Raw genomic sequence first — 22,480 nt, forward strand, 5'->3', positions numbered from 1 at the left:
TCAGGGCAGGCTCTTCACAATGTGTGGGCCGATAAGCCGTGTAAGCCATACTGGCAAACGCTGCCATACCGCTATCAGCAGTTTGAATTTCGGATTGTTCGGGTTCAGTTCCGGCAGGCTTTTCCCGGGGGGCAAGCAATAATCCCAATGCATGGGAATGGGCTGGGCGCCCCATTGCTGTTTGAACTTGTAGGTGCCCGCATCTTTACTGCAACGGCCGAAATCAAACATCTTGTAGCCTTGGGATATGGCAAATTCTAGCACTTTCCAGTACATAAACATGTTGATGCCGGTGGTGTTGAACTCCCGCAGCGTAGATGCCCAGGGGATCTCCATTTGCTCCGCATAACCCATCAAAAATGCACAGCCCGCAGGCTTTCCATTCACTTTCACGACCACGAGCCGGGCTGATTCGCCCAGATGCTGGAGCAGATTTCCGAAAAAGTCTTTGCCATAGACGGGGGTACCGAGGTCTCTCATGTTACTGGCGAATACGTCATAGAACTCGTCAAGCAACTCTGAACCGCCAATCGTTAATTCCGGCTCTTCCCGCTCGGCCCGGCGTATCTGGGCGCGAAGCTTGGGGCGGAAGCTCTGCCAGAGCAATTCCGGGGCCGTCGGCAAGGGCAGCAGGAAGGTGACTTTATCGCGCCTTTGTTGCAGTTCAAGCTCGCTATCCTGAAGATGACGCAACTCGATGTGGCTGGCACCTATACTTTGTCGCCACTCGTTCGCGGCAGCAACCAGCCTGACAGCGGTTTCCTGGCTGTTGGCCAACAAACCCCCGTAATTAAAATAAGGTACAGAGACCACAAAATTCCCAAACAGTTTGCTGCTGAGCTGAACGAGAGGCAGAACGCCCAGTATTTCCCCATCCGCTGATAATGCGTAGCAATAATGGGTGGTGTGTCCGTATGTCTGCTCAATAAAACGGCGGATGTTGATAAAATGGTAGGGTGTTGCTGCCGGATGATTTTTAACAAACTGATCCCAGGCGGCTTCCGCTTCTGCGCCACGAACAGCCGCCACTATATGGTGAACCGGTTTGGACGAAAGATTCCGGATTGGGCTGGCAAGCGCAGGGGCAAGGTCCAGAAACGTCGATCCCGATGACACCGATGTGTCTTCGACCTTGTTCAGCTTGTTCTTCTGGGTTTTTTGTAGAGCTTTAACCTCATCCGACACAGCTTTTAACCGGAGGATCAGCGCGTCTGAATCCTCTCCGGCTTTCTTTGCCTCGCCAATTTGGCGGCTCAGGCTTCCCTTGAGGGCTTTCAAATCGTCTAGTTGCTGTTTGGGTGGCGATGTAGCTGCCACTAACGCCTGGCTCCGGTCAACGAAAACCCGTGGCTCAATACCATTCGCAGCTCAAACTGATCCTGATCGTTTCTGAGGGACTTTGAGCGTAAATATGACTGATAAAACTCAACGCCAAACGTTGTATTTTCGGCAATCCGTCGCGTCCAACTGGTGTTAAAGCGATGAATCTGGTCAACGATGTTCGTGGCGCCTTCATCTGCATCGCCTTGCCAGCTGTAGCCAAAGTTAAGCCGCTGAAGTGACGTTAGCTGAAAGCCCAGATTTACGCCCGTGCGGTATTCATGGGTTGTTGTATTGGAAATCTGCGATTCAAGTATGGCGCCTTCCACATAAACGCCAAGGTCGCAGGCATTACACAACTGTTGATTGTTATGGGAGAGCAACAACGAATCTTTTACCACCAGATCTCGCAAGCGAACGGTGTCTGGCAGAAAAGAAAATTCAGGTGGCAAGTTCAGGGAAAGGTCTGTGGCGCTGTCTGACAGGCTACGATCGTATTTCAACGATGTACGCCAATTGGGTGCTACCCAGGCGCGCTCGGCAAAACCGGTTACCGCGTCGCTTTCGCTGGTGGTGCCGCCGGCAAGTTGCGTTTCAGCCTGACTGCCACCTGCACCTACCCTGAGGTACCCACTCTCCATCTGCAGGCTGTAAACCAGCTGCGCTGAATCAATGGTAATGTCTGTACCGCGCTCGTCAGACCAGCTTCGGCTGGCGTTGAGGCCGCCCGTGGAACGCTCGCTCAGCCTTCGTGAAAGTTCACTGCCGGCGGTGTAGGATTCCTGATCTTCCAGAGAGTTATCGCCAAAGCTTTGCCCGGCCTGGCCGAAAAACCGCAGCGTTGTTAGTGCTCCCGGATTAAAGCGCACCCCTGCGCCTGCACTTAAGGTGTTTTGGGTGTCGTAGCCGGCGGGGTTTACCTCGAAACCTGTGTTATTGCGTACAGAGCTTATGGTGTGGCCGAGGTTAAAATCGACGCGACTGCCGGGATCAAAGTACGTATAGCGGGAGGCGCCGGTAATAGACGTGTTCCCCGCTTGACCGCCGCCGACCGTGTCCTGATTGGTTTCAAGAGTTCCGCCGTATTGCAACGCAAGCGCATTGGCACCGCTTTCAAGCGTGCCGCCTATCCGCCCTGACACACCAACACCGGGCTCTGTGTTGGTATCGGTTGACGCTCCACGATCCGTTCGGGTGTGCGTAACGCCGGTAAACACCGAGGCCGAGCCAGAGAGCCTACTGACATTATCACTAAGGCCTTGAGCGGTTGCCGCACAAGACCAGGCCAAACAGAAGGCACCGACATAAACACCGCTGAGGCTGACTGTGCTTGCGTTCCCTGCTTTGGGTTCCATAGGGCTACTCCTGGAAAATCAGGCCGGAGAATTTATCAGACCCTAGTGCCGCCACCGAATCTGCAATGAATTCTCCGGTCACCTCCCCGAAGGGAACACCGAAGATTATCTGGTCTGCAAAACGTTCAATAATCCGCGCTTCCGTGTTTTCCTTAAACGGCGGCGCGTTCAACACGATGCAACGGTCCGGATAACGGGCCTTGAGCTCAGCAACCAACTCCCGCATACGCACAGACGAAAACAACTCAACCGCCGAAGATGCCTGAGTCCCCGCCGGTATAACAGACAGGCGCTCGACACCACTGGGATAAAGAATTGATTCGATCGTCATTGAACGATCGGCTACAAAATCCGTAACACCGGCGCCCATCGGGCAGGAAACCAGGCCAGCCAGCTCGCGGCTGTATGGATCGCAATCCACGAGCAGCGCCGAGGTATGCGAATCCAGAGCAAAGGCAACAGCAAGGTTAAACGCCGTCAAAAGTCCGCCGGAAGCGCTACCGAGGTTGCTGAACATCACCGTGAAATTGCCTTCCCCGGCGCGATTACGGAGCTGAATACGCAGTTCGCGATAGGCATCCATCACTTCTTTGTCCGGCATGCCGGAATAGATTATTTTCCGCTCCCGTAGCTGTTCACGGCGCCAAGGGCTTGGATTACCAATCAAACCAAGAGATACCGACGAATCGTAAACCGTTGGAGGCTGCTCACTACCCTCTGCCTGCAAACGAGTGCCGGTAGGCTTGTCGCGCTCCGAGCCGGCGTAAGGGCGCTCTTTGCGGAAACTCTCTTCGGGCTTTGCTTCTCCGCGGTCGTGTTCGAGCCGCCGGCGATCATCCTGGCTCTTCAGGAGCGCATTGTAGAGTTTGTTGTCGTCCATCAATTGCTTTCTCCTCCAAAGCTACGCACAAACTCAAGCCCTAGCTCGGTTAATTCGCCCGCTTTATTGACCAGTTCTTCCGGGGTCATACCCAGTACTTTGAAAACCAGAACGAAGAGATAAGCTGTCATGAACACTGCCAGTACAAACAGGATCGCGAGCACGTCCTTACGCAGCATGCGGTCTTTCCATGTGCTGCGATAATGGGGAATGGTGGTTAGCACTGGAATGGATTCCGGTAGGGCCATTTGTAGCGCGCGGGGCGATCTTACCCGCTGGTCAAGCATCACCAGCAAAACCAACAAACCCAGCACCGTGGCGCTACCGAGAAACGGGCTGGCAAGGCCAACCTGATAAAGCTGAACGCCATCCCACTGTGTGGGGTAAGAGGCCGGCTCCTGGATCTTGTAGCTTATACCCTCGCCCTGGACGTCCAGGGTCATCGACAGCCGGGCTTTTTCCCGACTCTGAAGCATGTCTTCGTAAACGCCACGGGTGACGTCGTAATCACGGGTCAGCTCAGAGAATTGTGCCGAATTTTCAGCAACCCTCTGTGAGCGTTCAAAAGCCTCTTCAAGAAGCCGCTCCAGGGATGTCAGGCGGTTCGTTTGGACGGCCAGGCGGGTGGTGCTTTCGGCGAGCTGAAGTTTCAGATTCTCGTAAACCGGGTTTTCCATGACTTCGGTCACCGCACCTTCCCGGGATGACTCGCTTTGTCCGGAAACCTGACCCTCCAAATCTGCAATCTGAGATTTGGCGCTGACCACGTCTGGATGGCGTTCGTGATAACGCAGCATTAGTGTATCTAATTCCGTTCGCAACGAGGCCAGACGGCGCTCGGCGCCGGATTTGCCCGGATCTAAGGTAATACGACGTACCGGTTGCTCCTGTGATAGCTGGGAGCGGGTCAACCGAACTTCGTTGTTCGTTTGCTGAATTTCCAGCTTCAGGTTTTCAATTTCGCGGCGTAGACTTTCGATGCGCGCCAGGGCACTGTTTTCGTTGCCGTCTTGATTAGCGCTTTTGAAATCTTTTAGCCGTTCTTCCGCTTTTTCCAGCTGGCCCTGATAGGTTTTTACCTGGGAGTCGATGAAATCGAACGCGCCCTGGCTTTCCGAGCGCCTTTTACGCTCGGTGCGCTCGACAAAACGGGTCAGTACGGCGCTAAGAACGCGGAAGGACCGGTCCGGGCTTTCGCTGGTGTAGGAAAGCTCAAGGAAATTCTGGTTTGACTCCCGTATCCCCACCTGACCGCGCAGACTCTTGATTTTTTGGTTACGAACTGCATCCGTTTCGCCGCTTTTGATGATCTCGGTATCAAAGGCAACCTGCTCCAGAAATGACCGGCTTTGCATCATTTCTCTGGCTTCGTTGATCCGGTCGACCTGACTTATCTCAGCTTTGCCCTTCAGCAGCGGCTTAAGAATATTGGACTGATCTGCATACAGGAGCGCCTGAGAGGTATAACTTTTGGGTACAGCATAACCCATTGTTAAGATGCCGGTTGTTACCAGCATAAAGACAATAGCTGCCGCCAGCCTGTGGCGGTAAAGCTCAAGCTTTACCGCACGCAGGATGTCGATGATGAACTGCAGATCCATCAGAGTTCGCCCCGGAACAACTGCTTGCGGGGCACGCTAATAACATCACCGGCTTGCAATGTGTGGTTGGTTTTCATATCGCCTTCGGTAAAGATGGCACCCAAATCCAGGCCGTAGCTTTTATATTCACCATCTACCTGGCGATGCAATACGGCGCGGCCGTCAGCGGCAAAGTCGGTAACGCCGCCAGCCATCAACACCAGGTCTAACACTGTCATACCTGGCTGAAAAGCAACTGACTGGGGTGAGGCTACCTGACCGGTAATACGAAGGCGGTTACGGAATTCTTTACTGGCCGGCGAGGTGACCATAACGGACACTTCCGGAGTGCGAATGTACTCGCTCAAAGCGGTGCCTACTTCGGCGGCCAGCTGTTCCGGGCGTTTGCCATCGGCTTCGACGTCGCCCATCAGCGGCATTGAGATAAAGCCGTCCGGACGCACCACGATGCTCTGGTTGAGTTCCGGGTTACGCCATACGTGAACCGTAATGGTGTCGCCCACGCCAATTTCGTAAGCTTCCGTTTCCATTTCGGAAGAAGGTGGCATTTCTGCGGACGATGGCAAGCCGGAGCAACCCGCTAACACCAATGCAAAAAACGCCGTAGATACCGCTGCAATCGCTTTCAACCTGCCCATAATTTTCTCCCGATCCCTGTTTTTTTCGTTATTGCTTTTGCTGCTATCGCACGCCTTTACCCAGAAGCACCACTTCTACTGTTTGAATCATAATGAGTATATCCATTAGTAGGCTGTGATTTTTCGAGTAATAAAGGTCGTATTCCAGTTTGCCTTTGGCGTCCTCTACCGAGGCGCCGTATGGGTATTTAAGTTGGGCCCAGCCCATTAAGCCAGGTTTAACGTAATGCCGCGTGTCGTAAAGCGGTATTTTTTCTTTCAGTTCCGAGACAAATTCCGGCCTTTCCGGACGCGGCCCGACAAAACTCATTTCGCCTTTGATCACGTTATAAATTTGCGGCAGTTCATCCAACCGGGTATTACGTATAAAGGCACCCACGCGGGTGATGCGATTGTCATTGGCCGACGCCCAGCGGGCCTTGCCGTCTTTTTCCGCATCCTGGCGCATGCTGCGAAACTTATAAATGCGAAACTCTTTACCAAACAGGCCAATTCGTTGCTGACTATAAAGCACCGGGCAGCCAGTCTCTAGAAATACTGCAAGCGCAGTAAGTATAATGAACGGCGACATGATTGCCAGCAGCGAGATACTAAGCATTAAGTCTAATAGGCGCTTTGTGAGGTCGCGGCTGCGGGATGCGCTAAAGCCGTCTGAAAACAGTATCCAGGATGGGTGCACCATATCGAGCTTGGCTTTTTTTAGTTCGCGTTCGTAAAAATCAACGCCATTGGTAACGCTGATGCCGCGCAGCTTGCATTCCACCAGCTCGGTTATTGGCAACCAGCCGCCCTGCGCCTGGCGCCGTTCTTGTGGCGCGATAACAATTTCGGACACTTTGTTGTGGCGGCAAAACTCGTAAAAATCGACGGGGGTTGGCAGTAGGTGATCTTTTTTTACTGCGGCCTGGTCCGGATTGTCTGCGATACAGCCAACAATGCGAACGCCCATGGCGCGCATGTTTTGATCGTACTCTTGCATTAGGTTAGCCGCGAAAGGGCCTGCGCCAAACACCACTACCCTACGCACCAGTTGCTCTGAACCCACCACTCTTAAGAAAACCAGTCGGCATAGAATAACAATTAACAAGGACAGGGCCACAGCGTAAAATAGCGCAGAGCTGCCCGGGTCTAGCGCAGGTGCGAATAAATAGACAAGGGTGAGCCCAAGGCCACCTACGAAGCAGTAAGCCACCAGCGTACGGAAAAACAGGGACGTGACGTTTTCAAAGGCAAGGGATGAATAGCCGCCCATAGATAGAGTGCCAGCGCTTAGCATTAAAGAAAAAACCAGCGCAGCTAGTGCTCCAGAGGCCAGCTCCGGCGGTAAGGAAATAGGGAAATGAACGCTCGATGCGAGCAGGCGGTAAACAACAAACAGAAGACAGAATTCCAGCGTGCCAAGCAACAGATACGGGATGTGTAAAAACTGTTTCCGAAATCGAATATATGACACACCAAACTTCCTTGCTGTATGACAACTGGAGCGACCTGGATCAACGCCGTTATCTGATCAATGTTAAGCCGTTTGTATCTTTATGTAAGAAGCATTTACTGTTTCTTCGGCAAGGTCGGGATTTTACGGGTACGGCAATTGTTTTTGAACCTGCAGTAGGTGAGAATTGCAAAATACTTGCAAAAAGGATGCCCGCGCCCATGTCAGATTGGCAAAATAGTGAATCCAGCGCTCCCGCTACCGCATTAGGCGACACAAAAAACAGTGGGAAAACGCTACACGCCATGAGCATTGACGTGGAAGACTACTTTCATGTGGCTGCTTTGGCAAAGGTGATCCGCCCTGATCGGTGGGGCAGCCTGCCCAGCCGTGTTGAACGCAATACCGAGCGCCTACTGGCGCTGTTTGAACGCAACAATGTGAAGGCAACGTTTTTCATATTGGGTTGGGTGGCCGAGAAGTATCCTCAATTGGTGCGTAAAATTGCCGCTGGGGGTCATGAAGTAGCGTCCCACGGCTATAGCCATCAACTGATTTACAGCCAGACGCCAGATGTGTTCCGCGAGGAAACCCAGCGTTCGAAAGCTTTGCTGGAAGACATTATTGGCGCCGAGGTTAGCGGTTATCGCGCGGCCAGCTATTCGATTACCCATAAATCGTTGTGGGCACTGGATATTCTGGCGGAATGCGGGTTTACCTGGGATTCCAGTATTTTCCCGGTGCGTCATGATAATTACGGCATTCCGGGTTCGCCCCGTGAGCCTTATACCATTGAAACTGAAAAAGGTCATTTATTGCGGGAATTCCCGCTGACCACGGCCAAAATTGGCGGGCTGTCTATACCGGCTGCAGGCGGGGGCTACTTTCGTCAGTTCCCCTACCCTGTTTTTCGCTATTTGTTTAATAATGCTTCTGGTGACGGCAGCCGGCCGCAGATGTTTTATTTGCACCCCTGGGAGATAGACCCAGACCAGCCGCGCTACAATGACGCCAGCTGGTTTTCCCGCTTCCGCCACTACACCAACCTGGATAAGTGCGAGCATCGCCTGGAAAGGCTGATGCAAGACTTCCGCTTTGGTACAGTGTCACAAAGCTATAACGCCTATAAGCCCGAGAGCGCTCACGTGAGTACACGGCTGACCACGCAACAGATGGTCGGACTGGCCTGAAACTGACAGGGATTGCCCATGTATTTAGAATTTTTCGGCCTGCACAGGCACCCGTTTCGGATTACTCCGGAAGACGATTTTATTTATATGAGCCAGCAACACTCGCGGGCTTATGTGTATATGTCGTCGGCTATTTGGAGTTCAGAAGGCTTTGTGGTGATCAGCGGCGAAATCGGCTCTGGCAAAACCACTCTGCTGAAGAAAACCATCCGCAATATGGATGGCGACCTGAAGCTGTTAAACGTGGCCTACACCAACCTGGAATCCAAAGATCTGTTCAGCCTGATTCTGCGTAAGGCGGGATTGACGGCCGAAGACGACAGCAAGGTTGGTATGCTGTTTCAGATTACCGAATACCTGGAGAAGATGGCCGCCGAAGGCACGCCGGTGGTGTTGACCATTGACGAAGCCCAGAACCTGACCCGGGAAAACCTGGAAGACGTGCGCATGCTGGCCGGTATGGAAAGTATGGGCGGGCCATCCATGCGGGTAATTTTGCTGGGCCAGCCTGAGCTTAAGCAAGCCGTGACCGCTATTCCCCAACTGTCGCAACGGGTGAAGCTGTTTTTCCACCTGGAAGGGCTTACGCCAACTGAAACGACCGAGTACATCGATTACCGGCTGCTTGTTTCAGGACATGGTGGCAACAAGCTGTTTGATAAAGACACCGTTCAGGAAATTCATGAGCTAAGCCATGGTATTCCGCGCCTGATTAACAAGCTTTGCGACGGCATGATGATGTGTGCTTACGCCGAAGACCGACCGTTTATAGACCCCCACGATTTAAAAAGTATCCGCAAAGATTTGCTGGGGGAAGAAGACGTGCCAAAGGCAAAATTACCAGAGCCTGCTAGCCATAAAATAGGCGCTGCGCCTGCACAGGCTAGTTCGCCGGCCCCCGAGGGCTTTGGTGATATGGCAAAAACCCTGCACCGAATTGCCAGCGCTCTTGAGAGCATTGATGGGCGCTTGGCGAATACGTCACCAGAAGTGACCTCCTCACAAAAAGAACCCGCTGGTTCCGCTGACAATGTGAAGCCACTCACGCCCTTCTGGAAGAAATGATGCCTGTTTAGATAACAAACAAGGCCGTAAATTCGTGAACAGCCATACCTTCGAGTTCTGCCTGGCTCTGTAACGCCTCGGAGATTCGCTGGCACTGGCCCGGTGGGAAGCGGGTTGAAAGGTTTTGCTGGAACTTCTGTTTAAGCAACGGAATAGCTGCTTCGCGACGGCGACGGTGGCCTATTGGATACTCGACGACCACGTTTTCTGTGCTTGAGCCATCGTTAAAGAAAATCTGTACCGCGTTGGCAATAGAGCGCTTGCTTGGGTCCAGGTAATCCGCTGTGTAAGCCTCCTTTTCGACCACTTCCATTTTGTTTCGCAGCTGATCAATCATTGGGTTGGCGCTGTGAAAGCTGTCTTCATACTGCTCGGCTGTGAGGTCACCAAATATCAGTGGTACCGCCGTCATGTATTGCAGGCAGTGGTCGCGGTCTGCGGCGTTGGCCAAGCTGCCCACTTTGGAAATAATGCGAATAGCGGACTCGTGGGTGGTAAGTACTATTTTATCAATATCTTGCAGGCGGTCTTTCACTTGCGGGTGAAGTGTAACAGCGGCTTCTGCAGCGGTTTGGGCGTGGAATTCTGCAGGAAAAGACACTTTGAACAGGATGTTTTCCATCACGTAAGAACCAAATGCCTGTGGTAAAGAAAGCTGACATTGATCCGCAGGTTTGATTTTCTGGTCTTTGTTGGTTTTGCTGAACAGTACGTCGTTAAAGCCCCACTGGGGTGCTGTTAATGCGCCAGGTATGCCCATTTCGCCGCGCATGGCGATGTCGGCCAGGCGAACGGCTCTGGAGGTTGCATCCCCTGCGGCCCAGGACTTGCGTGAGCCGGCGTTGGGGGCGTGGCGGTAGGTGCGTAGCGATTGGCCGTCTACCCAGGCGTGAGACAACGCTGACAGCAACTGATCACGGCTTGCGCCCATCAGGCGAGCCACCACCGCCGTTGAAGCGACTTTCACTAACAGAACGTGATCTAGCCCTACGCGATTGAACGAGTTTTCCAGCGCCAGTACGCCCTGAATTTCGTGGGCCATGATCATGGCTTCCAGTACGGCTTTCATGGCAATCGGTGATTTGCCCTCGGCCACGCGCTTTTGCGACAGATGATCCGCGACCGCCAGTATGCCACCCAGGTTATCAGAAGGGTGGCCCCACTCTGCCGCCAGCCAGGTGTCGTTGTAATCCAGCCAGCGCACAATGCAACCAATGTCCCAAGCGGCTTTGACCGGGTCCGTCCGAAACGATGTGCCGGGAACCCGTGCGCCATTGGGTACAATTGTGCCTTCTACTATTGGACCTAAATGCTTGGTGCATTCCGGAAATCTTAAGGCCAGCAGACCGCAACCCAGAGTATCCATCAGGCAGTGGCGGGCGGTGGTCCACGCTTCCTCGCTGTTAATTTGGTAGGTCAGAACGTAATCGGCGATGGTTTGCAGGATGTCATCGTAATCCGGGCGTTCGTTCAGGTCGAATGTGGCAGACATGGGTTGTTCTCCTGATTGACTCATTGGGTTTTAAATAGCGCACGCTATTATATGCCGTAAATCTTGTCATGTAGTTAATTGATATCACATACTTTCGTCTACCATACTTTCATCTACAATCATCTGATTTGACTGAATGTTTTTATGTCGTCGAAATACCTAGACCTTAACTTGCATTATTTTTTTTTAATTAAAAAGTCATTACGTACTGCTCTCGATTGCACCCAACTACCTGTTCGTACTTCTATTGTTCAATAAAAACCTTTTTTCAAGCTGTAATGTTACAGCGTGGTTTCACAAACCTTATGTCGACTATAATTGTCGCGTTATAGATGAACAACTCAGCATTAAACTTTACCGACGCATTTGTAATCTTCATCGAAAGACCATGGAAACGCCCGTGACTATTACGTCTAGCGAAGCTGCAATAGCAAAATGGCTCACTATGTCCCAATTTTATCCTGGCACCCCAGCGTTACGTGCCAGGATCAAGCGCTCCGAGGTCTGATGAATTGTAACCTCGATACACCCGTAATACGCCGTCATAGTATGTTAAAACGGCGTTTTTTCTTCTGGCGACTATTGTCACAACAGCTTCCTTTACGGGAAAGCATCAGGACCCAAAAATGGATACACGTTTTGATCTTCATCATGAGACACGAAAAACAAAAATCACACAATCTGTCGAAGACGTCGGTGCGATTTTCAATTCGGTGTTCAGTGTCGAGTTAGCAACGTCTCCCGAGGAGATTAACGAAATCTTCGAACTTCGGTATCAGGTTTATTGCATTGACCGACCTTTTGAGGACCCCAATTGCTTTGCCGATAAACGCGAACACGATGCATACGACCCACGATCTGCTCACGCTTTGGTTCGGCACCGAGCAAGCGGCGACGGCGTAGCGGCTGTTCGGATTGTTATGTCGGGAAATACCCCGGAGCAGGCTTATTTTCCAATGGAGGGTTCCTGTGTGCATCAGATGGACCGGCATGCGCAAAACGCGTTTGCGGGCGAGCCCCGTGAGCGGATCGCAGAAATCTCGCGGATGGCGGTCAGCCGCGAGTTTCGACGGCGCTTCAATGAGGATCGATCAACCTCTGGCATCAGCGATTTCGCCAGTTACAGCGATTGGGAGAATGGTAAACGAGCGCTACCCTACATCAGCCTGGGGCTTTTCGCCGCGATTCTACAGATGTCGGTTAAACACGCCATAACCCATTGGACGGCAGCCATGGAACCCGCACTGTTGCGCATGTTGAAGCGATTTGGTGTGGAATTTGATCATGTTGGCCCTGTGCTGGAGTATCACGGGCGCCGTCGACCTGCTTTCACCGAAGCTGCGTCAATGATTGAAGGCGCAAAGAAGCGCCGCCCTGATGTGTGGTCGCTGGTGACTGACAATGGGCGACACATGCCAGCGCAATCGACTACCGACTGTATGACAGCCGAGAAAGATGTTGCGTGACACCACGCCTGAGCGATTCTGAATTCCCCCGAACTTGCCGTATAGAGAAAAGCTCAAAATAAAAGAAGCCCCCGCTTCTGGGCGGGGGCTTCTTTTATTAGCACTGTTACCTAAACATTACAGTTGTTCAGATATTATGCCGTTGCTGCTTTTCTCCTGCGTGACATACCAAGCCCGGCTAGGCCCAAGCCCAACAGTGCGAGGGTGCCTGGCTCAGGCACTTGCGTGGCCGTAATCGAGAATCTGGTTCTGAAGGGTGTAGTAAATTCCTCGTCAGTCACAAAGCCAAGACACCCGGCGTTCGCGCCCGCGGCTGCACAGACGGTGGGGCTCAGGGCAGTCAGGTCCGTCAGCTCAAGGAGCACTGTATAAACGTAGTCATCAATAGTGAACGACGGTGTGGTGACAGTGAAGGTGTTGTCGCCATCCAACACACCGATGTTGCCGATGGTAAAGATATCAGCGCACGCGACTGAGCTTGTTTTGACGACACAATCTTGAAGATCTACAGTATTGTCCGTTTCTTTGAAGAAGCTCCGAAAAGTAATAGTTGGTAAGTTCCGTTCAGCGCCGCCCTCAGGACTGGCCGGAGTCAACGTCAGGTTGGTGTTCAAATTAAACGACTTTAGGGAGCCACCACCAGCGATAGGGTTGTTGGTGTGAGTGAAAACGCCGCCTGCTAAGGCACTACCATTAGTGATAAGGCCGGAATCACCAGATACACCATCGATCATGAGAGAGGACTGACCGGAACCCAGATTACCGCCCCATGTCAGAGTACTACTGGTAACGTTCCCGCCGCCATCTATTACGTCAACAGCGTTGATGGCATTGTTTTTAACGTTAAGCGCTTCAGATAGCGTGTTATTGACCTGATAACCCCAGTCAGTAATCAGCACCGCATTAGCAGACTGAGCCCCCAATACAAAGGGTACGACTAAAGATGCTAAAAGTGTTTTTCTGAAAATTGTATTCATAATCGTCTCTCCATGATTGTGGACGCTGACAGCTTGAAAGCAGGTTATTACATCAGCGCTGTACCATTATAAGCATCATCCGTACCAAACATTTAAAACTCAGATCTTTCATATGCTTAAGATTTAAAAGTCATCGGTATGAAGATGCAGGTGTAAGACTTTTCGACACTTTAAACAGATAAATACATCGCATAAGTAATCATGTATTTAAAAGCGAAGTATTTAATGTTCTTAACTCATGAAAGTAGCGGTTTTGGAATGTCACTTTTTACCTGTTCGACGTTTAAAAGACTCCAAAACGGTCAGTAAGCTTCGATGTGCGTAAAATATTCTGACATCATGAAAGCAAGGTTGAGCCAAACCCCGTAAAACTCACGGTCAAAAAAATACCCCCGGTTAAGCCCCTGATGCTTTAAAGGCAGTCGGTTCTTAATTCGGGGGTATTTTCGGTATTCTGTAATAAAGCGTTAGAACGAATCTCCGGGAATTCTTACCCAGCCTTCCATCAGCACTCGCGCGCTGCGGCTCATGATAGCCTTGGTGGCTGTCCACTGGCCGTTTACTTCTTTGGCTTCGGCGCCCACTTGTAAGGTGCCAGACGGGTGGCCGAAGGTGACGGAGGTACGGTCACCGCCGCCTGCCGCCAGGTTTACCAGGGTGCCGGGAATCGCTGCTGCGGTGGCTATTGCCACGGCCGCTGTACCCATCATGGCGTGGTGCAGTTTGCCCATAGACAGTGCCCGAACTAACAGGTCTATGTCATTGGTGGTAATGGCTTTACCGCTTGAGGCGCTGTAGTTCGCAGGTGGCGCTACAAACGCGACTTTTGGCGTGTGCTGGCGCGCGGCGGCTTCTTCGATGTTCTGAATCAGCCCCATTTTTACCGCACCGTAGGCGCGAATGGTTTCAAACATCGCCAGCGTTTCGGGGTTGCCGTTAATGGCATCCTGAAGTTCGGTGCCGTTGTAGCCTACCGCGTCGGCATTGATGAACACCGTGGGTATTCCGGCGTTGATCATGGTGGCTTTCAGGGTTCCAACGCCCGGTACCTCCAAATCGTCCACCAGGTTGCCGGTGGGGAACATGGAGCCTTCGCCGTCGGCTGGGTCCATGAACTCTACCTGCACTTCGGCCGCGGGGAAGGTGACGCCGTCCAGCTCGAAATCACCGGTTTCCTGCACTTCGCCGTTGGTGACCGGTACTTTGGCTATGATGGTTTTGCGGATGTTGGCCTGCCAGATACGCACCGTAACGATTCCATTGTCTGGTATGCGTTCTTCGTCCACATAGCCACTGCTAATGGCAAAGGCGCCGACCGCTGCGGTGAGGTTGCCACAGTTGCCGCTCCAGTCCACAAAGGGTTTGTCTATGCTGACCTGGCCGAACAGGTAATCCACATCGTGGTCTGGTTGGGTGCTTTTGCACAAAATGACGGTTTTGCTGGTGCTGGACGTCGCGCCGCCCATGCCGTCGGTCTGTTTGCCGTAGGGATCGGGGCTGCCGATCACCCGCAGCAGCAGGTTGTCCCGGGCCGGGCCCGGGGTTTGTGCGCGTTTGGGCAGGTCTTCCAAACGGAAGAACACGCCTTTGCTGGTGCCGCCGCGCATATAGGTGGCGGGGATTTTTACTTGTGGTGCCTGGCTCATAAGACCGCTCATGCGACCGCCCCTTCTGCCTCAAGGAAATCCTGAGCGAAGCGCTGCAGCACACCGCCGGCTTCGTACACAGACACTTCGTCTGCGGTATCCAGGCGGCAGGTAACAGGCACGTTCAGGCTTTCGCCGTTGGTGCGGTGAATAACCAGAGTCATGGTGCAGCGCGGGCTCATATCGCCTTCTACGTCGTAGGTTTCAGTGCCGTCTAGCTCCAGAGTCAGGCGGGTGGTACCCGGCTTGAATTCCAATGGCAATACGCCCATTCCGACCAGGTTGGTGCGGTGAATACGCTCAAAGCCTTCGGCGGCGATGGCTTCTACACCGGCCAGGCGCACGCCTTTGGCGGCCCAGTCGCGGGAGGAACCCTGTCCATAGTCGGCGCCGGCCACGATGATCAGCGGCTGCTTGCGTTCCATGTAGGTTTCAATGGCTTCCCACATGCGCAGGTTTTTGCCTTCCGGCTCGACACGGGCCATGGAACCCTGAATAACGTTGCCCTTTTCATCCCGAACCATTTCGTTCATCAGTTTCGGGTTGGCAAAGGTGGCACGTTGGGCGGTCAGATGGTCGCCGCGATGGGTTGCGTAGGAGTTGAAGTCTTCCTCTGGCAGGCCCATTTTGTGCAGGTATTCGCCTGCAGCGCTGTCCATCATGATGGCGTTGGACGGCGACAGGTGATCGGTGGTGATGTTGTCCGGCAGAATTGCCAGGGGGCGCATGCCTTTCATGGTGCGCTCGGCCGCCAAGGCGCCTTCCCAGTAGGGCGGGCGGCGAATATAGGTGCTTTTCGGGCGCCAGTCGTACAGCGGGCTTTCGGCTTCTTCGAACGAGCCCAGATCAAACATCGGGATGTACACCTGTTTGAACTGCTCGGGCTTGACGCTGGATTTGACGATGGCGTCAATTTCTTCATCGCTTGGCCAGATGTCTTTCAAGGTAATCGGGTTGCCGTCTTTGTCTTTGGCGAGTACGTCTTTTTCGATGTCAAAACGCACGGTACCGGCGATGGCATAAGCCACAACTAACGGCGGCGATGCCAGGAACGCTTGCTTGGCATAAGGGTGAATTCGGCCGTCGAAGTTACGGTTGCCCGACAGTACGGCCGTGGCATAGAGGTCGCGCTCAATGATTTCCTGCTGGATGACGGGGTCCAGAGCGCCGGACATGCCGTTACAGGTGGTGCAGGCGTAGCCCACGATACCAAAGCCCAGCTTTTCCATTTCTTTCAGCAGGCCGGCTTCTTCCAGGTACAGGCGCGCGACTTTTGAGCCCGGTGCAAAGGACGATTTCACCCAGGGCTTGCGCACCAGGCCCAGCTCGTTGGCTTTTTTCGCAATCAGGCCAGCAGCAACCACGTTGCGGGGGTTTGAGGTGTTGGTGCAGGAGGTAATCGCGGCGATGATCACCGCGCCGTCTGGCATTTTGCCTTCGGCTTCTTCCGCCAGCGCGCTTTCCAGATTGCCGGCAATGCCCTGAGCATGCAGATCGCTGGTGGCTACGCGGCGATGGGGGTTAGACGGGCCAGCTACGTTGCGCACAACGGTGGACAGATCAAATTCCAGTACCCGCTCGTAGAACGCGTCTTTCAGCGAATCTGCCCAAAGGCCGGTGTGTTTGGCGTAGGTTTCAACCAGATCAATTTGCTCTGGTTCACGGCCGGTCAGTCGCAGGTAATCAATGGTCTGCTGGTCGATGTAGAACATGCCGGCAGACGCACCGAATTCCGGAGTCATGTTAGAGATAGTCGCACGGTCGCCGATGGTCAGGCTTTCGGCGCCTTCGCCAAAGAATTCCAGGTAGGCGGATACAACGCGCTCTTTACGCAGGAATTCGGTAATGGCAAGAACGATGTCAGTGGCGGTAATGCCTGGCTGACGTTTGCCAGTGAGCTTCACACCGATGATGTCCGGCAGACGCATCATGGACGGACGGCCCAGCATGACGGTTTCTGCTTCCAAACCGCCGACGCCAATGGCGATGACGCCCAGGCAGTCGATGTGCGGGGTGTGGCTGTCGGTGCCGACGCAGGTGTCCGGGAAGGCGACGCCATCACGGGACTGGATCACCGGAGACATTTTCTCCAGGTTGATCTGGTGCATGATGCCGTTACCGGCGGGAATCACGTCGACGTTTTTGAAGGCCGTTTTGGTCCACTCGATGAAGTGGAAACGGTCGTCGTTGCGGCGATCTTCAATGCTGCGGTTCTTGTCGAACGCGTCCGGGTCAAAACCCGCGGCTTCTACTGCCAGGGAATGGTCCACAATCAGCTGTGTAGGTACCACCGGGTTCACTTTTGACGGCTCACCGCCTTTTGCAGCGATGGCGTCGCGCAGACCCGCCAGGTCAACCAGAGCGGTGGTACCCAGGATGTCGTGGGTTACTACGCGGGCCGGGTACCAGGGGAAGTCCAGGTCTTGCTTGCGTTCGATGAACTGCTTTAGTGATTCAGTCAGCATGTCGGGGTCGCAGCGGCGAACCAGTTGTTCGGCCAGTACGCGGGAGGTGTATGGGAGTTTGGCGTAGCTGCCAGGCTGGATATCTTCGATTGCCTGGCGGGTGTCGAAATAGTCCAGGCTGGTGCCTGGCAGGTTTTTGCGGTAGTGGGTGTTCATATTTTGGGTTCTCTACGCAATAGGGGGTTGGGCGATAGGGGACGGATTTGAAATCCGTCCCCGGTCTGGCGCTGGGCAATGTGGTTGGGGACAGAATTTAATTCTGTCCCCCGGCTGACCTCGAGATAGGGGACGGATTTGAAATCCGTCCCCGTCGGCAATCTGTCCCCGCTTTGTCTTAGCGCTTTTCGATCGGCAGCCATTCGGCGTGTTCTGGGCCGGTGTATTCTGCGCTTGGGCGGATGATGCGGTTGTTGGCGCGTTGTTCTTTTACGTGGGCGGTCCAGCCGGATACCCGTGACATCACAAAAATAGGCGTAAACAGTTCGGTGGGGATGCCCATGAAGTGGTACGTGGAGGCATGAAAGAAGTCGGCGTTGCAGAACAGTTTCTTCTCGCGCCACATGACTTCTTCACAGCGTACGGACACCGGGTAAAGCACGGTGTCGTTCACTTCTTTCGACAGTTTTTCAGACCACTTTTTGATAATCACGTTGCGCGGGTCGGAATCGCTGTAGACCGCGTGGCCGAAGCCCATGATTTTTTCTTTGCGCTGCAGCATGCCCATCAGGCCTTCTTCGGCTTCGTCCGGGGTCTTGAATTTCTGGATCAGTTCCATCGCTGCTTCGTTGGCGCCGCCGTGTAGCGGGCCACGCAGGGTGCCGATAGCGCCGGTTACGCAGCTGTGAATGTCAGACAAGGTAGAGGCACACACGCGGGCCGCGAAGGTAGACGCGTTGAATTCGTGCTCGGCGTACAGAATCAGGGAAACGTTCATCACCCGTTCGTGAAGCTCGCTGGGCTTTTTGCCGTGCAGCAGCTCTAAAAAGTGGCCGCCGATGGAGTCGGAGCTGCTGTTGGTATCAATACGCACGCCTTTGTGAACAAAGCTGTACCAGTAGTTGATGATGCCCGGAAACGCGGCCAGCAGGCGGTCGATTTTGTCGTCTTGCTCGCTGAAGTTTTCCTCGGTTTCTAGGTTGCCCAGCATGGAGCAGCCGGTGCGCATGACGTCCATGGGGTGGGCGTCTTTAGGGATATTTTCGAGCACGGTTTTGAGTGCGTCTGGCAGTGTGCGCAGGCTTTTTAGCTTGGCTTTGTAGGCGTCCAGTTCCTGCTGGTTTGGCAGTTTGCCTTGCAGCAGCAGGTAGGCCACTTCTTCGAACTGGGCGTTGTCTGCCAGGTCGCTAATGTCGTAGCCGCAATAGGTGAGGCCAGTTCCGGTTAAGCCAACGGTGCACAGTGCGGTTTGACCGGCGACTTGTCCACGCAGCCCTGCGCCACTTAATTTTTTTGCTTCAGCCATGGGTGCTCTCCCTTATTATTTGTAAACCGGGGACAGACCTAAGGTCTGTCCCCGGTTGTTAGACTGGGGACGGATTTGAAATCCGTCCCCTAGTTGGTTGTTTGACACCAGGGACAGACCTTAGGTCTGTCCCCTACTCCCCCTATCTCAGCCTTTAGACTGCTGGAAAAGCTGGTCAAGCTTTTGTTCGAAATCGTGGTAGTTCAGGTAGTCGTAAAGCTCCATGCGGGTTTGCATGAGGTCGATGACGTCTTTTTGGTCGCCCTTTTCCAGAATGTTTTGGTAAACCGTTACGGCGGCTTTGTTCATAGCGCGGAAGGCGCTTAGCGGGTAAAGCACCATGCTGGCACCGGCGTCGCCCAGTTCTTTGCGGTTGTACAGGGGGGTCGCGCCAAATTCGGTGATGTTGGCCAGCAGCGGCACATCGCCCAAGGCGGCGGAGAAGGCTTTGTAGTGTTCCAGCTCGTTTACGGCTTCAGCGAAGATGCCGTCGGCGCCGGCTTCTATATAAGCTTTGGCGCGATCGATGGCCGCTTCCAGGCCTTCTTTCTGGAACGAATCGGTACGGGCCATGATGAAGAAGTCTTTGTCGGCGCGGGCGTCAACGGCCGCTTTGATGCGGTCTACCATTTCTTCTTTGGAGACAATTTCTTTGTTCGGGCGATGACCGCAACGTTTCTGGGCAACCTGATCTTCAAGGTGAACGGCGGCGGCACCGGCTTTTTCCATTTGCTGAATAGTACGGCCAATGTTGAATGCGCCACCCCAACCGGTGTCTATGTCTACCAGCAGCGGGATATCCGTGGCGCCGGTGATGCGGCGCACGTCTTCAAGTACGTCGTTCAGGCTGGTCATGCCAAGGTCTGGCAGGCCGTAGGAGGCGTTTGCAACACCGCCACCAGACAGGTAAATAGCCTGGTGCCCTACCCGCTCGGCCATCATGGCCGCGTAGGCATTGATGGTGCCAACAATCTGCAGGGGCTTGTTGTCGTTCAGGGCTTTACGAAAACGCGCGCCCGGGGAAAGTTTGCTGGACATGATGTTGCCTCCTTTGGATAAAGATGACGATGGTTTGCTGACTGGTTAGATAGTCAGTTCGCCGTCGCGGATTTTTTGTTCAATGTTTTTTCGTGCTGCGTGAATGTGGCGTTTCATCAGAAATTCCGCCAGTTCGCCATCCCGATTGGCAATGGCATCGACAATGTTGCGATGCTCGCCCAAGGCCATGTGCGGGCGCCCGGAGGATGTGCTTAAACGGTAGCGGTACATGCGCACCATGTAGTACAGGTCGCCCAGCAGCATTTGGGTTAGTTTGGTGTTGCGACTGCCGGTGGCGATGCGGTGATGAAAATCGTAGTCGCCCTCGGCCTGGTAGTAAGCCTGGCCCTGAGCTTGTTCGATCATGGTTTCGTGGGTGTCGAGGGTGGCGCGCAAGGCGGCTATTTCGCCGCCTGTCATGCGTTCGGCGGCTTGCCGCGCGGCCAGGCCTTCCATGAGTTCGCGTATGCGATAGAGCTCTATTAACTCGTCGGCGCTTACAGAAACTACTTTCACCCCGGCGTGGGGGCGGCGTACCAGCAAGCCACGGGATTCCAGGCGGCCCAGCGCTTCGCGCAGCGGCCCGCGGGTTAAGTGAAAGCGGGAGCAGAGTTCAACTTCGCCAATTTTTTCGCCCGGGGTCAGGTCGCCTTTAACAATCGCCGTTTGCAGACAATCGAAGGCTTCATCAGCGCGGGTATAGGCTTGAGGGACAAGTTCCAACATGCTTTGTTAACAATCCTGTAGGCGGTGGTGCGAAATTACGCGCCATTCTACGGATTGTCAACAATCCTTCAGTCTAAGACGTTACATCTGACGCATTACAATTCCAGAAACCGGGCTTGTTCTTCAGCCGGTGGCGGCGTGTACTGGTAAAGCCACACTTCAGAGACCGGTTGCTCGCTGAGCATCAACTGCAAACGGATGTCGATGGGAGCGCCCGATTCACCGGGCACCAGATCAAACATTGCGCGGTAGCCTTTAACCGAGTCCAAAGGGCGTACAGACGCTATCTCTACCTGGCCACTGCTGGTTGTGATGGCCGCTTCCAGTTCGGCATCGGCACCCAACATGCTCAAGCCACCGCCGCCGAAATCGATGGCAAAACGCCAGGAAAATACGTCCCGCTGCTGGCCTATAACGCCGCCAAGCCCTGTGCGGGTGGCTTGCACTTGCGCCAATTTTTCTGGCTGCACCGGTGGCTGTTCACCCCAGGTCAGAGTGTAGGAAAACAAGTGTTCTTCGCCGGCGGCCAAGGGCTTTTGCGGATTCCAGAAGGCCACGATATTGTCGAATGTTTCGTTTCCGGTGGGGATTTCAGTGAGCATGACCTGCCCTGGGCCCCAATCGCCTTTTGGCGCGACCCAGACGCTTGGCCGGCGGTTGTAGAACACGCCGTCGTCTTGGTAGTGCTCGAAGTTCCGATCACGCTGTAACAGGCCAAAGCCTTTCAGATTATTGTCAACAAAACTGCTGACATGAACGTTGAGGGGGTTCATCAATGGCCGCCACAGCCATTCGTTGTTGCCGTTTTGAATCGCCAGGCCATCTGAATCGTGAATTTCCGGGCGCCAGTCGTAGGCCATGCGGCGGTCGTTTTCGCCCACCTGATACATGCTGGTTAGCGGCGCAATGCCTACCCGTTCGATGGCTTTGCGTGGGTAGAGCGCTACATCTACATCCATCACTGTATTTTGCCCGGGCTGAATCCGGAAGGCATAGGCGCCGGTCACGCTGGGAGAATCCAGCAAGGCCCAGACGGTGACGAAGTCCTGACCGGGGGCCGGTTTTTCGAGCCAGAAGGTGGTGAAATCGGGGAATTCTTCTTCCCGGTTCATGCCCGTGTCTACGGCCAGACCGCGGGCAGACAAACCGTACTGCATGGATTCGCCCACCGCACGGAAGTAACTGGCGCCCAGAAAAGACGCCAGATCTAACTGGAAATTGGTGTAAAAATGCAGGCGAAAGCCGGCGTAACCAAGATTGGGTTGCAGATTACCCAGTGACTCTTTGCCACTGTAGTCGAAGTTGCTCTGGCGATATTCCAGAACCCGGGCGACACCGCCCTCTACTTCGAATATCTGCACCGGCTTTTTGAAGTACAGGCCAAGATGGAAAAGCTGCACCTGAAACAACAAATCGTCGCTGCGCCAGAGCGCATCCTGGGGCTTGAAGCGGATGGACTGATAATCATCCCAGCTCAGGTTGCTCAGGCTTGCGGGAACGCCGTTGATTTGCGGTTGGTAGGCCTTGCTGGCCAGATTGCGGGCGTGGCCTTTGAGCCAGGCGTAATCAAAAGACCCGCCGCGTTTTTTGCTGCGAGTCACTTCGCCCGCCTGCAGCCAGGCCGGCATGGGTAAGGCGCCCAGAACAGTAGCAGCGGATACGGCTTTGAGAAGAGAGCGACGGCGCATTATTAAACCTCACAAATCGGTGTGGTAGGTTGTCAGTTG

17 protein-coding genes are annotated in these 22,480 nt (G+C 53.9%); 3 read left to right on the plus strand and 14 right to left on the minus strand.

What is annotated here, in order from left to right:
- The 6 genes from ATG98_RS20305 to ATG98_RS20330 are packed head-to-tail and all read right to left on the minus strand — an operon-like array spanning position 1 to position 7,247.
- Positions 1–1,317 (minus strand): FemAB family XrtA/PEP-CTERM system-associated protein, encoded by a 1,317-nt coding sequence (locus tag ATG98_RS20305; RefSeq protein ID WP_098424222.1) that lies wholly within the window; start codon positions 1,315–1,317, stop codon positions 1–3.
- The gene (locus ATG98_RS20310) at positions 1,317–2,675 is read right to left on the minus strand and encodes a hypothetical protein (protein WP_098424223.1); all 1,359 of its coding nucleotides are present in this window, start codon (positions 2,673–2,675) and stop codon (positions 1,317–1,319) included. The genes ATG98_RS20305 and ATG98_RS20310 overlap by 1 nt, the downstream gene beginning before the upstream one ends.
- Before the next feature lie 4 nt (positions 2,676–2,679).
- On the minus strand, positions 2,680–3,555 hold the full coding sequence (locus ATG98_RS20315) for a polysaccharide biosynthesis protein (RefSeq protein WP_098424224.1): 876 nt from the start codon (positions 3,553–3,555) through the stop codon (positions 2,680–2,682).
- Complete coding sequence (locus tag ATG98_RS20320; RefSeq protein ID WP_098424225.1) at positions 3,555–5,156, minus strand: XrtA system polysaccharide chain length determinant; 1,602 nt, start codon at positions 5,154–5,156, stop codon at positions 3,555–3,557. The genes ATG98_RS20315 and ATG98_RS20320 overlap by 1 nt, the downstream gene beginning before the upstream one ends.
- On the minus strand, positions 5,156–5,794 hold the full coding sequence (locus tag ATG98_RS20325) for an XrtA/PEP-CTERM system exopolysaccharide export protein (protein ID WP_098424226.1): 639 nt from the start codon (positions 5,792–5,794) through the stop codon (positions 5,156–5,158). The genes ATG98_RS20320 and ATG98_RS20325 overlap by 1 nt, the downstream gene beginning before the upstream one ends.
- Before the next feature lie 43 nt (positions 5,795–5,837).
- Positions 5,838–7,247, minus strand: coding sequence for a TIGR03013 family XrtA/PEP-CTERM system glycosyltransferase (locus ATG98_RS20330; protein WP_098424227.1), 1,410 nt, complete (start codon positions 7,245–7,247; stop codon positions 5,838–5,840).
- Between the two features lie 200 nt (positions 7,248–7,447).
- On the opposite strand from ATG98_RS20330, the gene ATG98_RS20335 reads away from it, so the two are divergent.
- Positions 7,448–8,416 carry an XrtA system polysaccharide deacetylase gene (locus ATG98_RS20335; RefSeq protein WP_098424228.1) on the plus strand — a complete coding sequence of 323 codons (969 nt, stop codon included), beginning with the start codon at positions 7,448–7,450 and terminating at the stop codon, positions 8,414–8,416.
- Positions 8,417–8,434: 18 nt separating this feature from the next.
- On the plus strand, positions 8,435–9,481 hold the full coding sequence (locus ATG98_RS20340; protein ID WP_098424229.1) for an ExeA family protein: 1,047 nt from the start codon (positions 8,435–8,437) through the stop codon (positions 9,479–9,481).
- A gap of 7 nt (positions 9,482–9,488) precedes the next feature.
- Here the strand turns inward: ATG98_RS20340 and prpD are convergent, their stop codons facing one another.
- A complete protein-coding gene (gene prpD / locus ATG98_RS20345) occupies positions 9,489–10,973 on the minus strand; it encodes a 2-methylcitrate dehydratase (protein ID WP_098424230.1) in 1,485 nt (494 codons plus the stop codon).
- A gap of 626 nt (positions 10,974–11,599) precedes the next feature.
- On the opposite strand from prpD, the gene ATG98_RS20350 reads away from it, so the two are divergent.
- Positions 11,600–12,439: a PEP-CTERM/exosortase system-associated acyltransferase gene (locus tag ATG98_RS20350; RefSeq protein ID WP_098424231.1), complete on the plus strand. Its 840-nt coding sequence runs from the start codon at positions 11,600–11,602 to the stop codon at positions 12,437–12,439.
- Between the two features lie 134 nt (positions 12,440–12,573).
- On the opposite strand, the gene ATG98_RS20355 is transcribed toward ATG98_RS20350, so the two are convergent.
- The 7 genes from ATG98_RS20355 to ATG98_RS20385 form a co-directional block, all read right to left on the minus strand.
- The gene (locus tag ATG98_RS20355; RefSeq protein WP_098424232.1) at positions 12,574–13,416 is read right to left on the minus strand and encodes a THxN family PEP-CTERM protein; all 843 of its coding nucleotides are present in this window, start codon (positions 13,414–13,416) and stop codon (positions 12,574–12,576) included.
- A gap of 467 nt (positions 13,417–13,883) precedes the next feature.
- Positions 13,884–15,062, minus strand: a complete 1,179-nt coding sequence (gene prpF / locus ATG98_RS20360; RefSeq protein ID WP_098424502.1) for a 2-methylaconitate cis-trans isomerase PrpF — start codon at positions 15,060–15,062, stop codon at positions 13,884–13,886.
- A gap of 8 nt (positions 15,063–15,070) precedes the next feature.
- Positions 15,071–17,683, minus strand: coding sequence for a Fe/S-dependent 2-methylisocitrate dehydratase AcnD (gene acnD / locus ATG98_RS20365; protein WP_098424233.1), 2,613 nt, complete (start codon positions 17,681–17,683; stop codon positions 15,071–15,073).
- Positions 17,684–17,861: 178 nt separating this feature from the next.
- A complete protein-coding gene (gene prpC, locus ATG98_RS20370) occupies positions 17,862–18,989 on the minus strand; it encodes a bifunctional 2-methylcitrate synthase/citrate synthase (protein WP_098424234.1) in 1,128 nt (375 codons plus the stop codon).
- Positions 18,990–19,136: 147 nt separating this feature from the next.
- Positions 19,137–20,027, minus strand: coding sequence for a methylisocitrate lyase (gene prpB, locus ATG98_RS20375; RefSeq protein ID WP_098424235.1), 891 nt, complete (start codon positions 20,025–20,027; stop codon positions 19,137–19,139).
- A gap of 45 nt (positions 20,028–20,072) precedes the next feature.
- The gene (locus tag ATG98_RS20380; protein ID WP_098424236.1) at positions 20,073–20,753 is read right to left on the minus strand and encodes a GntR family transcriptional regulator; all 681 of its coding nucleotides are present in this window, start codon (positions 20,751–20,753) and stop codon (positions 20,073–20,075) included.
- Positions 20,754–20,848: 95 nt separating this feature from the next.
- Positions 20,849–22,441 carry a glucan biosynthesis protein gene (locus tag ATG98_RS20385; protein WP_218925906.1) on the minus strand — a complete coding sequence of 531 codons (1,593 nt, stop codon included), beginning with the start codon at positions 22,439–22,441 and terminating at the stop codon, positions 20,849–20,851.
- Positions 22,442–22,480: the final 39 nt, after the last annotated feature.

It is taken from the genome of Marinobacter sp. LV10R520-4, assembly GCF_002563815.1.
In the GTDB taxonomy this organism is placed as follows: domain Bacteria; phylum Pseudomonadota; class Gammaproteobacteria; order Pseudomonadales; family Oleiphilaceae; genus Marinobacter.

Coding starts and splice junctions, on each gene's coding strand:
- ATG98_RS20310 (WP_098424223.1), bottom strand. CDS start 2,675: ATGGAACCCAAAGCAGGGAACGCAAGCACAGTCAGCCTCAGCGGTGTT.
- ATG98_RS20315 (WP_098424224.1), bottom strand. CDS start 3,555: ATGGACGACAACAAACTCTACAATGCGCTCCTGAAGAGCCAGGATGAT.
- ATG98_RS20320 (WP_098424225.1), bottom strand. CDS start 5,156: ATGGATCTGCAGTTCATCATCGACATCCTGCGTGCGGTAAAGCTTGAG.
- ATG98_RS20325 (WP_098424226.1), bottom strand. CDS start 5,794: ATGGGCAGGTTGAAAGCGATTGCAGCGGTATCTACGGCGTTTTTTGCA.
- ATG98_RS20335 (WP_098424228.1), top strand. CDS start 7,448: ATGTCAGATTGGCAAAATAGTGAATCCAGCGCTCCCGCTACCGCATTA.
- ATG98_RS20340 (WP_098424229.1), top strand. CDS start 8,435: ATGTATTTAGAATTTTTCGGCCTGCACAGGCACCCGTTTCGGATTACT.
- prpD (WP_098424230.1), bottom strand. CDS start 10,973: ATGTCTGCCACATTCGACCTGAACGAACGCCCGGATTACGATGACATC.
- ATG98_RS20350 (WP_098424231.1), top strand. CDS start 11,600: ATGGATACACGTTTTGATCTTCATCATGAGACACGAAAAACAAAAATC.
- ATG98_RS20355 (WP_098424232.1), bottom strand. CDS start 13,416: ATGAATACAATTTTCAGAAAAACACTTTTAGCATCTTTAGTCGTACCC.
- prpF (WP_098424502.1), bottom strand. CDS start 15,062: ATGAGCCAGGCACCACAAGTAAAAATCCCCGCCACCTATATGCGCGGC.
- acnD (WP_098424233.1), bottom strand. CDS start 17,683: ATGAACACCCACTACCGCAAAAACCTGCCAGGCACCAGCCTGGACTAT.
- prpC (WP_098424234.1), bottom strand. CDS start 18,989: ATGGCTGAAGCAAAAAAATTAAGTGGCGCAGGGCTGCGTGGACAAGTC.
- prpB (WP_098424235.1), bottom strand. CDS start 20,027: ATGTCCAGCAAACTTTCCCCGGGCGCGCGTTTTCGTAAAGCCCTGAAC.
- ATG98_RS20380 (WP_098424236.1), bottom strand. CDS start 20,753: ATGTTGGAACTTGTCCCTCAAGCCTATACCCGCGCTGATGAAGCCTTC.
- ATG98_RS20385 (WP_218925906.1), bottom strand. CDS start 22,441: ATGCGCCGTCGCTCTCTTCTCAAAGCCGTATCCGCTGCTACTGTTCTG.